The sequence below is a fragment of the Bradyrhizobium sp. genome, assembly GCF_030693485.1.
In the GTDB taxonomy this organism is placed as follows: Bacteria; Pseudomonadota; Alphaproteobacteria; order Rhizobiales; family Xanthobacteraceae; genus Bradyrhizobium.
In genome coordinates, this window is the sequence record NZ_JAUYAN010000238.1 from 19,782 (window position 1) to 30,904 (window position 11,123).

The window sequence follows — 11,123 nt, forward strand, 5'->3', positions numbered from 1 at the left end:
TATCGCCATGGCATGCACGATCCGTGCATAAATCGGGTTCTCACGCATGATACCGGTCGATGCTTTTGACCTGAAAATCCTGGCCGCGCTGCAGGAGGACGGCCGCCTCACCAACCAGCAGCTGGCTGACGTGGCCGGCCTGTCGGCGTCGCAATGCTCGCGGCGGCGGATGCGGCTGGAAGAGGAGAAGGTGATCGCGGGCTATCACGCCGACCTCGCCAGCGAGACGCTCGGCTTCAACGTCATCGCCTTCATCCACATCACGCTGGCGACCCACTCGCCCGACAACGCCAAGAAATTCCGAGCCCTGGTCAACCGCGTCGACGATATCCAGGAGGCCTATTCGCTGACCGGCGATGCCGATTATCTGTTGAAGGCGGTGCTGCGCGACCTGAAAGGCCTGTCCGATATCGTCAACAACGTGCTGATGCCGCACCCAAGCGTGGCGCATGTGCGCTCCTCGATCGTGCTGGACCGATTGAAGGAAAGCGTCAGGCTGCCGCTGAAGCAGCTGGCGCGGTAAGACCAGCACCGTCATTCCGGGGCGTGAGCGAAGCCAACGAATCCGGAATCACGAGATTCCCCGGTGTGCAATTGCGCACCTGCGGTCTGCGCCAACAGGCGCATCCCGGAATGACGAAGGAAATGGCCGGAATCGAGGGAGATTCGGCATACGAGTTTGTCGACCGATTTGCGATGATCCTTTCTCGCATCAACCAACGGGAAGACCATGGCGCTGCAACTCCGGCCGAACTGCGAATATTGCGACAAGGACCTGCCGCCGAATTCCACGGAAGCGCGGATCTGCAGTTATGAGTGCACGTTCTGCGCGGATTGCGTCGAGAGCAGGTTGCACAATGTCTGCCCGAATTGCGGCGGCGGGTTTGCACCGCGACCGATCCGGCCGGCGACCGAACGGCGGCCCGGCGTCTGCGTGGCGAAACATCCGCCGTCGGACAAGCGCGTGCATCTGAAATACAGCATCGAGGACGTCGCCGCGCATTCGGCGAAGTTGCGGGATATTGCGCCCGAGGAGCGGTGAGCTTTCCTGTCGTCCCTGCGAACGCAGGGACCCATACAGCGTTGTCTTCTCGGTCAACACGCATGTCTAAAACGGCGCGCAACACAGCGGCGGTGGCTATGGGTCCCTGCGTTCGCAGGGACGACAGTGTGCTCTATCCCACGATCGTCCCCTCGACCTCGCCAAACCCAACGCGAAAACCGTCGCCCTGGCACCAGCCGCGCATCACAAGCGAGTCGCCGTCTTCGAGGAACGTGCGTTTGATTCCGCCCGGCAATTCGACCGGCTCGGTGCCGTTCCAGCTGATTTCCAGCAGGGAGCCGCGCTGATCCTTCTCCGGTCCGCTGATGGTGCCGGAGCCCAGGAGATCCCCGATATTCATGGCGCAGCCGCTTGAGGCGTGGTGCACCAGTTGCTGCACCGACGACCAGTACATGTATTTGAAACTGGTGCGGCAGATCGTGGCGGCCTCGTTCATGCCAGCGGCGCGCAAGGCCACATCGAGTTGCAGGTCGTAATTGTGAGGCCGGGTCTGCCGCAGATACGGCAGCGGCACCGGATCCTGCACCGGGCCCGGCACACAGAATGGCTCAAGCGCCTCGCGCGTGACGATCCACGGGCTGATCGAGGTGGCAAACACCTTGGCCTGGAACGGGCCGAGCGGCACATATTCCCACTGCTGGATATCGCGCGCGCTCCAGTCGTTCAGAATGACAAAGCCGAAGATCATTTCCTCGGCCTGTTGTTCGGTGAGCATCTCGCCCATGACCGATGGCTTGCCGACGACGACACCCATTTCGAGTTCGAAATCGAGCCGCTTGCACGGCCCGAAACCCGGCACCTCCGCGCCCGGCGGCTTGAGTTGGCCGCGCGGCCGGCGCACCGTGGTGCCGGACACCACGACGGTCGAGGCGCGGCCATTGTAGGCGATCGGCATATGCAGCCAATTCGGCTGCAGCGCATTGTCCTTGCCGCGGAACATGACGCCGACATTGGTGGCGTGTTCCCTGGACGAATAGAAATCGGTGTAGCCGGCGACAGCGATCGGCAGATGCAGTTTGACGTCGGCCATCGGCACCAGCGCTCGCTGGCGCAGCTTTTCATTGTCGCGCAGCTCCGCATGATCGTGTCGCAAGAGCTCGCTGATGCGCGCGCGGGTCCGCGACCAGACGTTCGGCCCCAGCGCCATGAACGGGTTGAGCGATGGTGCTGCGAATACGCCGGGCTCGACCATATCGATCCGGCAATCCTGCGCCAGCTGCCACAGATCGAGCACGTAATCGCCGATCGCGACCCCGACGCGCGGAGCGGGCATCGCTGCGGTCGAGAACACACCGTAAGGCAGGTTCTGGATCGGGAAGTCGGAGGCGGGATCGACCGGAATGAAGGAGCGGAGGGTGGGATCGTTGGGATGGGGCACGTCTTGTCGTCCTGCTTATTGAGGGCAAGCCTTATCAGCCTTATCGGCCGTCATTCCGGGCGTCCGCAGGACGAACCCGGAATCTCGAGATTCCGGGTTCGATGCCTCGCATCGCCCCGGAATGACGCACTAAGGCCTGCCTGGATCGAACCGTTTTTCCAGTCCCTTCCAGCAATCGGCGTAATCGTCCTGCAGCGTCGCGGAGTTGGCGGCGTGCGCGGTAATGCGTTGCGGGAAGCGGGTTTCGAACATGAAGGCCATGGTGCCGGTCAGCTTGACCGGCTTCAATTCGCCGTTGCTGGCGTGGTCGAAGGCCTCGCGGTCGGGGCCGTGCGGCAGCATCATGTTGTGCAGGCTGATGCCGCCTGGCGTAAAGCCCTGCGGCTTGGCGTCGTAGACGCCGTAGATCAGGCCCATGAACTCCGACATGATGTTCATGTGATACCAGGGCGGCCGGAAGGTATTCTCCGCCACCATCCAGCGCTCCGGGAAAATCACAAAATCGATGTTGGCGGTACCGGGGGTTTCCGACGGCGCCGTCAGCACGGTGAAGATCGAGGGGTCGGGGTGATCGAAACCGATGGCGCCGACCGGCGAGAAGGTGCGCAGATCGTATTTGTACGGCGCGTAATTGCCGTGCCACGCCACCACGTCGATCGGCGAATGCGGCAGCGTGGTCTTGAACAGCTGTCCGCCCCATTTCACATACAGCTCGGTCGGGGCGTCGTTATCCTCATAGGCCGCGACCGGGGTGAGGAAGTCGCGCGCATTGGCAAGGCAATTGGCGCCGATCGGCCCGCGCTCCGGCAGCGTGAAGGCGCCGCCGTAATTCTCGCAGAGATAGCCGCGCGCCGGGCCGCCCGTTAGCTCGACGCGGAATTTGACGCCGCGCGGGATCACCACGATCTCGGCCGGCTCGGCGTCGATCCGGCCGAATTCGGTGACGAATCGCAAACTGCCCTGCTGCGGCACGAACAGCATCTCGCCGTCTGCATTGTAGAAATGCTGGCCGACCATCGACTGGGTGATGAGAAAGACATGCGCAGCCATGCCGGCTTGCGTGTTGGCGTCGCCCGCCGTCGTCATGGTCTGCACGCCCTGCAGGAAGGTCAGATCCTCCCGTGGGATCGGCGCCGGGTCCCAGCGTAATTGCGAAATCGTCAATTCCTGCTCGTGGCATGGCGCCGTACGCCATAGCCCGGCATCGACATTAGTGAAACGGCCGGAGTGCTTCACCGATGGCCGGATCCGGTACAGCCAGGAGCGCTCGTTGCTGCCGCGCGGCGCGGTGAAGGGTGAGCCGGACAATTGCTCGGCATAGAGTCCGTAGGTGCAGCGCTGCGGCGAGTTGCGTCCGACCGGCAGCGCCCCCGGCAACGCCTCGGTCTCGAAACTGTTGCCGAAGCCGGACATGTAGCCCGGCGTGATGTTGACGGAGCCGCGGCTGATCGTTTCAGGCGAAGTGTTGACGTTCATGTCATCCTCCTTTTCTAGCGCATGATCTGTCCGAAAACCGGTTCCCACTCTTCGGGATCATGCGCCTTGCAACGCGGCCCACATTTCCTGGTCGCGCTTGTCGGTCCAGATCACGGGATCGTCGATCCCCGAGGCTTCGTCGAAGGCGCGCGAGACGTTGAACGGTAGGCAGTGCTCGTAGATCGCGAAGCTGGAAAATTTCGGATCCATCACTTCGCGGGTCGACGCCATCGTCTCCTTGAGATTACGGCCCTTGGCAACGGCCGATTCGGCCGCGCCATAGAGCGACGTGACGAAATCGCGGGTCATCGCGATGGCCTCGCGGCCCGTCGACACGCCCTTCAGCGCGTCGCCGCGGCCCGGCGCGATCGCCCTGGGATTGAAGGAACGGATCTCGTTCAGCGTCATCGGCCATTCGCGCAGATGCGCGTCACCGCAGTAACATGCGGAATGATATTCGATCAGGTCGCCGGAGAACATCACTTCGGCATCCGGCACCCAGGCGACGATGTCGCCGGACGTATGCCCGGCGCCGAGCTGCATCAGCCGCACTTCGCGCTTTCCGAGATAGAGCGACAGCTCGCCCTCGAAGGTCAGCGTCGGCCAGGTCAGGCCGGGGATGCTCTGCGCATCCTGGAACAGCCGCGGAAAGCGGCCGAATTCGGAATCCCAATCCTGCTGGCCGCGCTCCTCGACCAGCCGGTAGGTTTCCGACGACGCGATCACGGCCTGCGCCTTGTAGGCGGAGGCGCCGAGCACGCGCACCGCATGGTAATGCGACAGCACGACATATTTGACCGGCTTGTCGGTGACGGTGCGCACCCGCTCGATCACCTTGTTGGCCATCGCCGGCGTCGCCTGGGCGTCGAACACGATGCAGCCGTCGTCGCCGACGATCACAGCGGAATTGGGATCGCCCTCGGCGGTGAAGGCATAGAGATCGGTGCCGATCTCGGAGAACGTGATCTTCTTCTCTGCCATGTCAGTCGTGGACGCGAAACCTTTGGCCATTGGTTCAATTCCCTGTGTGCTTATTGTTGTTGCTGCTGTTGCTGGCTTGCATCCACCATTCGCCGCTGCGCCAGCGCAATCGCCTCGCGCAGCACGGCGATATCGCCGATGTGATTGGCAAGGATCAGAACCAGCGCCGCGTCGAGATCTGCACTCTGCTCGTCGCTCAGGCCGCGATGCGCTTCGACCACGGCGCGAAACGCGTCGTCCGGCTTTGCGAAATTCGAGCTGGTGGACAATGCCATGACCAAACCTCAGATGTGGCCGGTGGCGCGCGCCAGCGCGGCGTCGAGCGCCGCGCGGGTCGGCCGCCGGAAGCGCGCGGCGACATAGCCGTCGGGACGCAACAGGTAGGCGGTGCCGGGCTCTGCATCGTAGCGCGCCGCGACCAGGCTGGCGGGATCGGAAAGCCCGCCCTTGCCGCCGATACGGATCACGCCGACGCCATCGGGAGCCTCGACATCGGCGCCATTGGCGAATGCGAGCAGCGTGAAGCGCTTGCCCGCCTTGATGAAAGCATCGGTCAAATACGGGCAATCGCCTGATGGCTCGACCAGCGGCGCATCGGGCATCGAAGTGCCCGGACGCGGGCCGCCGTGCCACGCTTCCGTATCGGCGCTCGACAAGGGCGTCTCGTAGACCGAAGGCACCGACAGCCGCCCGCCATTGACCATGCGCTTGCCGAACTCGGTTTCCTTCGCCAGCGACAGCACCGCCTTGCGCAGCCGCGCCTCCTGGTGCGAGTTGGGGGCCATGAAATCGGTCGAGCGGGTGGATTCGCGGATGTTCTCGTCGGCAGCCGCGCTGCGCTCGATGTGATAGCTCTCCAGCAGCGCCGCGGGGGACGCGCGCCGCAGGATGCGATCGAGTTTCCATGCGAGATTTTCGGCGTCCTCGAGGCCCGAATTGGCGCCGCGGGCGCCGAATGGCGACACCTGATGGGCGGCGTCGCCGGCAAACACCACGCGGCCATGGACGAATTTGTCCATCCGGCGGCACTGGAACTTGTACAGCGAAATCCATTCGAACTCGAACGCATTATGCCCGAGCATGCGCGCGATCCGCGGCCGAACATTGTCAGGCTGCTTCTCGAACGCGGGATCGGCAAAGCGGCTGAGTTGCAGATCGATCCGCCAGATATCGTCCGGCTGCTTGTGCAGCAGCGCGGAGCGGCCGGCGTGGAACGGCGGATCGAACCAGAACCAGCGTTCGGTCGGGAAGGCGGCCGTCATCTTCACATCGGCGATCAGGAACTGGTCCTCGAATACCTGGCCGGCGAACTCGGCGCCGACCATCTGCCGCAGCGACGAGCGCGCGCCGTCGCAGGCGATGACGAAATCGGCCTGAATCCGGTAGGGCCCGTCCGGCGTCTCGACTGTCAGCACCGCATGATCGTTGCGCTGCTCCAGTCCGGTCACCTTGTTGCGCCAGCGCAGGTCGACCGCGGCCAGTTCCTGCACCCGGTCGACCAGATAGGCTTCGGCATGGAATTGCTGCAGGTTGATGAAGGCGGGCCTCTTGTGCCCTTCCTCCGGCAGCAGGTTGAATTGATAGAGCTGCGAGGCGCCGTGAAAGATCTTGCCGACGCTCCAGACCACGCCCTTGTCGACCATGCGCTGGCCGATGCCGAGCCGGTCCCAGTATTCCAGCGAGCGCTTCGAGAAGCAGATCGCGCGCGAGCCCTCGCCGATGCGGTCGGCATCATCGAGCAGCACGACGGACTGGCCGCGTTGCGCCAGATCGATCGCCAGCGACAGCCCGACCGGTCCGGCGCCGACCACCACGACCGGATGATGCGCGGCATCGCCCGCAGCCCGATCCTGGTCGGGGTGACGACGGTAACCGAACTGGATTTTCGACGGTTGCGCCATGCGCTCACATTGCTCTGGCCGAACGACAGCGCGCGGCTTAAGATAGTCGCATCTGCAACGATCTAAACGCCCTGCGCGTCCGGCCGTCAACTCAAATTGGAGTGCCTCTTGGCAAAACTCGACCTCTTCAGGTTCGTGCCATTCCGGCTGAACCGGCTGGCGGTGGAGGTTTCGTCCGCGCTCTCGGTCGAATATCAGGAGCGCTACGGGCTGGACATTCCGGAATGGCGCATCCTGGCCACGCTCGGCTTTCGCGTTGAGCCCTGCAGCGCGCAATATATTGCGCACTGCACGCGGACGCATAAATCCACCATCAGCCGCGCCGTCACGGCGCTGATGAAGCGGCAACTGGTCGAACGCGTCGAGAATGCCGACGACCGCCGCGAATTCGCCCTGCGCATGACGCGCAAGGGCAAGGCGCTGTACGAGGAGTTGATCCCGCGCCTGCTGCGCCGGGAGCAGGAGATCTTGTGCTGTCTATCGGCGCAGGAGCGCAGGGATTTTGCGGCCCTGCTCGGCAAGATCGAGAACAGCCTCGATCTGGTGCAGACGGCGAAGGATGCCGGCGTCAAGGACGGGTATTGACAATTCATTCCTTTTTTTTGCTGCACGATGGATTGCTTCGCGGAGCCTGTCATAGGGCGCGCGGCTGGTAGCCGTGGCTAGGTCACCGCATCCGTTCCGTTTCAGCGAACCGCCACCAAATCGCCCCGGTTCCCCGCCGCTCTGCGGAACCCCACCCCTCCGGGGACGTTGGTTAGGGGTGGCAGCCCGACCATCGCCGCACCTCCAGCAAGAGAGCCCAGGAAACGCAGCATTCCGGAGTGTTTCCTCATCGGTCCGTTTCAATGGATTTGCAACTGACACAGCGCAATTCACCATTGCATCTGGATGCGTCAAGTCCGGCACCAGCGTCAGGCAGCGGTGATCGCGTCATCGAAACCGATATTCCCGCCCGGCTCGATGGCTTGCCCTGGAGCGGCTTTCACACCCGCGTGGTGCTGGCGCTCGGCATTACCTGGATCCTGGATGGACTGGAGGTTACGCTGGCCGGCACGTTGTCGGGTGCACTCAAGGAAAGCCCGGCACTTCGTTTCAGCAATTTCGATGTCGGACTGGCCAACAGCGCCTACATCGCCGGCGCCGTCATCGGTGCGATCGGGTTCGGCTGGCTGACGGACCGGATCGGGCGCAGGAAACTGTTCTTCATCACGCTGGCGGTCTATCTCACGGCCACCGCGGCCACGGCGTTTTCGTGGAACCTGGCGAGCTACGCCCTGTTCCGGTTTCTCACCGGCGCCGGCATCGGCGGCGAATATACCGCGATCAATTCGACGATCCAGGAACTGGTGCCGGCACGCTACCGGGGCTGGACCGACCTGGTGATCAACGGCAGCTTCTGGATCGGTGCTGCCTTGGGTGCCGTCGCCGCCATCGTGCTGCTCGATCCGGCCTTTATCGGCCCGGATCTCGGCTGGCGGCTGGCGTATTTCAGCGGTGCCTGTCTTGGCATCGTGGTGTTCGTGATGCGGTTTTGGATTCCCGAAAGCCCGCGCTGGCTGATGATCCACGGCCGGCCCGATGAGGCGCACGCGATCGTCGCCGATATCGAGCGATCGGCGACCGGATCCGTGCAGGACAAGCCGCGCGAAGCCTGGCCGAAGATCAAGCTGCGGATGCGCAGCCATACCCCGCTGCACGAGGTGGCGCACACGCTGCTGAAGCTCTATCGCACGCGCTCGCTGGTCGGCCTATCGCTGATGACGGCGCAGGCGTTCTTCTACAACGCGATCTTCTTCACTTTCGCGCTGGTGCTGACCGACTTCTTCGGGATCGCCTACAACCAGGTCGGCTGGTACATCCTGCCGTTCGCGGCCGGCAACTTCCTCGGCCCGCTGCTGCTCGGCCGTCTGTTCGATACGCTCGGCCGCCGCGTCATGATCGCGTTCACCTATGGAACCTCGGGCGTGCTGCTGGCGCTGTCGGGCTACCTGTTTTCGATCGGCGTGCTGAGTGCGCAGACCCAGACCATCGCGTGGATGGTGATTTTCTTTTTTGCCTCGCCGGCCGCCAGCGCGGCCTATCTCACCGTCAGCGAAACCTTTCCGCTGGAGGTCCGGGCGCTGGCGATCGCGCTGTTCTATGCGATCGGCACCGGCGTCGGCGGCGTCGCCGGTCCCGTGCTGTTCGGGGCGCTGATCGACACCGGATCGCGCGACAGTGTTTTCGCCGGCTACTTGTTGGGATCGGCGTTGATGATTGCGGCCGCCGTGATCGGCTGGCGCTACGGCATCGCTGCCGAGCGCCGGCCGCTGGAATCGGTTGCGCGACCGCTTGCCTTTGTGGAGTAGGATGAAATGAATCAACACCTGATGGAACAGAAACTGATCGAAGCGCCCATGCAGCAAGACAGCTCACCCAACGACGATAGTCCGCCGAAAACCGTTCCGGTGCCGCGCTCGCTGGTGCCGCATCTGAGCAAATCCGCAATTCTGCTCGACATCGACGGCACCCTGCTCGACCTGGCGCCGACGCCGCGCGAAGTGTGGGTGCCGCCCGGCTTGGCAAGCACGCTCGAGCGTCTTTATCAGCGGACCGGCGGCGCAATGGCGCTGGTCAGCGGGCGTTCGCTCAACGATATCGACCTGATCTTCGCGCCCGAGCAGTTTCCCGCGGTCGGCGGTCATGGCGCGGAGATGCGGGTCTCGGTCGGGTCCGAGTCGGTTGCCAGAAGTGCGCCGCCGCTGGACACGGAATTGAAACTGCGGCTCGCGGCGATCGCCAAGCTCAGCCCGGGAATCCTGCTGGAAGATAAGGGCTATTCGCTGGCGCTGCACTACCGCCTCGCGCCGCATGCGGAGAAGGCGATCTATGAAGCCGTGTCGCTGATCCGTGCCGATCTGCCGAACGCGCCGATCGAGGTGCTGCCTGGAAAATGCGTGTGCGAAATCAAGCACTCCGGTTTCACCAAGGCCACCGGGGTGTTCGAATTGATGAACCACGAACCGTTTAAGGGCCGCCATCCGCTGTTCATCGGCGACGACGTCACCGACGAATCGGTGTTCGCCATCATGCCCGATCTCCGCGGTCTCGCATTCTCGGTCGGCCGGCGGGCCCAGGGCGTCAACGGCCATTTCGATGAGCCCAGCGACGTCAGGGAATGGCTGGCGCGTCTGCTAGACGACTAGACCTCGGCGAGGGAGCCATCATGGCATTCTGCGTCCGCCGGCTCTGGAATATCCAGGTTCCATCGTTACTCGCCTGAATTTGGTTTCATTTCGTTGAAAGGGTGGCGCGGAACCATATTGATGAATGGCCGTTAATTCGCGAGTGACCAACAGGAGGGGACCCTGTGAACCTCGTCGTCGTTTCGAATCGCGTATCGCGCGGCAAGGCCAACGAGCCCATGACGGGGGGACTGGCGGCGGCTTTGTTGCCCGTGGTGGAGAAATCCGGTGCGATTTGGGTAGGTTCCAGCGGTCGAGTCCGCGATGGCGCGCAGAAGGAACCGTTCGCTGAAATTGAAGCATTGGGCGCGGGTGCGCTGGCCATGCTGGATCTGCCGGCCGCGCATTACGGCGGGTATTACGAAGGATTCGCTAATTCGGCGTTGTGGCCGGCGCTGCATTCCCGCACCGATCTGATCCGCGCCTCACAGGCGGATTATCTCAGCTATCGCGAAGTAAACGCCTTCATGGCGCGCGCGCTGTTGCGCTTTCAGAAGCCGGACACCGCGTTCTGGATCCAGGATTATCACTTCCTGGCGCTGGGCGCGGAATTGCGCGATCTCGGCGTCGCCGCGCCGCTGGGCTTTTTCCTGCACACGCCGTGGCCGGCGCGCGCCGTCATCGGCGGCGTGCCGCATCATCGCGAACTGGTCGAGGCGATGCTGGCTTACGATCTGATCGGGTTCCAGACCGAAGACGATTGCGAAAACTTCCTGTCCTATGTGCGGTCGGATCTCGGTCTCGCCGCCAAGGGCGGCGTGGTCGTTTCACGCCACGGCAGTTCGCGCGTCGCGGTCTTTCCGATCGGCATCGACCCGGAGAAATTCGCCCAGCAGGCCGCCAAGGCGGTGTCGCATCCGGACGTGTCGCGGCTGCGGCGCAGCCTGAACGGCGAAAAGCTGGCGATCGGCGTTGACCGGCTGGATTATTCCAAGGGACTGCTGAACCGCATCAATGCGTTCGACCGGATGTGGACCTTGCAGCCGGGGCTCGCGCGCACCGCCTCCCTGCTGCAGATCGCCACGCCGTCGCGCGGCGCCATCGAAGCCTATGGCAATCTGCAGAACGAACTCGCCAAGCTGGTCAGCGACGTCAAT

Annotated in this window: 11 protein-coding genes; 6 read left to right on the top strand and 5 right to left on the bottom strand. The window is 63.5% G+C overall.

Features of this window, described 5'->3' with window-relative positions; translation table 11 throughout:
• Nucleotides 1-46 precede the first annotated feature (46 nt).
• On the top strand, nucleotides 47-523 hold the full coding sequence (locus Q8N40_RS17530; RefSeq protein ID WP_305712702.1) for an Lrp/AsnC family transcriptional regulator: 477 nt from the start codon (nucleotides 47-49) through the stop codon (nucleotides 521-523).
• Nucleotides 524-730: 207 nt separating this feature from the next.
• Nucleotides 731-1,042, top strand: coding sequence for a DUF1272 domain-containing protein (locus Q8N40_RS17535; protein WP_305320916.1), 312 nt, complete (start codon nucleotides 731-733; stop codon nucleotides 1,040-1,042).
• Between the two features lie 133 nt (nucleotides 1,043-1,175).
• Here Q8N40_RS17535 and fahA read toward each other — a convergent pair whose 3' ends face one another.
• The 5 genes from fahA to Q8N40_RS17560 form a co-directional block, all read right to left on the bottom strand.
• Entirely contained in the window at nucleotides 1,176-2,441 is a 1,266-nt protein-coding gene (gene fahA, locus Q8N40_RS17540; protein WP_305320915.1) for a fumarylacetoacetase, read from the bottom strand.
• Between the two features lie 129 nt (nucleotides 2,442-2,570).
• Nucleotides 2,571-3,917, bottom strand: a complete 1,347-nt coding sequence (gene hmgA / locus Q8N40_RS17545; RefSeq protein WP_305712703.1) for a homogentisate 1,2-dioxygenase — start codon at nucleotides 3,915-3,917, stop codon at nucleotides 2,571-2,573.
• Between the two features lie 57 nt (nucleotides 3,918-3,974).
• Nucleotides 3,975-4,928, bottom strand: coding sequence for an MBL fold metallo-hydrolase (locus tag Q8N40_RS17550; protein ID WP_305712704.1), 954 nt, complete (start codon nucleotides 4,926-4,928; stop codon nucleotides 3,975-3,977).
• A 20-nt stretch (nucleotides 4,929-4,948) separates the two neighbouring features.
• Nucleotides 4,949-5,173 (bottom strand): DUF2783 domain-containing protein, encoded by a 225-nt coding sequence (locus Q8N40_RS17555; protein WP_305320912.1) that lies wholly within the window; start codon nucleotides 5,171-5,173, stop codon nucleotides 4,949-4,951.
• 9 nt (nucleotides 5,174-5,182) lie between these two features.
• On the bottom strand, nucleotides 5,183-6,799 hold the full coding sequence (locus Q8N40_RS17560; protein ID WP_305712705.1) for an FAD-dependent oxidoreductase: 1,617 nt from the start codon (nucleotides 6,797-6,799) through the stop codon (nucleotides 5,183-5,185).
• A 108-nt stretch (nucleotides 6,800-6,907) separates the two neighbouring features.
• Here Q8N40_RS17560 and Q8N40_RS17565 point away from each other — a divergent pair, with 108 nt between their 5' ends.
• The 4 genes from Q8N40_RS17565 to Q8N40_RS17580 form a co-directional block, all read left to right on the top strand.
• Complete coding sequence (locus Q8N40_RS17565; protein ID WP_305712706.1) at nucleotides 6,908-7,384, top strand: MarR family winged helix-turn-helix transcriptional regulator; 477 nt, start codon at nucleotides 6,908-6,910, stop codon at nucleotides 7,382-7,384.
• A gap of 263 nt (nucleotides 7,385-7,647) precedes the next feature.
• Nucleotides 7,648-9,150 carry an MFS transporter gene (locus tag Q8N40_RS17570; RefSeq protein WP_305712707.1) on the top strand — a complete coding sequence of 501 codons (1,503 nt, stop codon included), beginning with the start codon at nucleotides 7,648-7,650 and terminating at the stop codon, nucleotides 9,148-9,150.
• 48 nt (nucleotides 9,151-9,198) lie between these two features.
• Nucleotides 9,199-9,987, top strand: a complete 789-nt coding sequence (otsB, locus tag Q8N40_RS17575) for a trehalose-phosphatase (RefSeq protein WP_371135734.1) — start codon at nucleotides 9,199-9,201, stop codon at nucleotides 9,985-9,987.
• A 164-nt stretch (nucleotides 9,988-10,151) separates the two neighbouring features.
• Nucleotides 10,152-11,123: trehalose-6-phosphate synthase (locus tag Q8N40_RS17580; RefSeq protein WP_305712708.1), on the top strand; the 972-nt coding region annotated here is incomplete at its 3' end.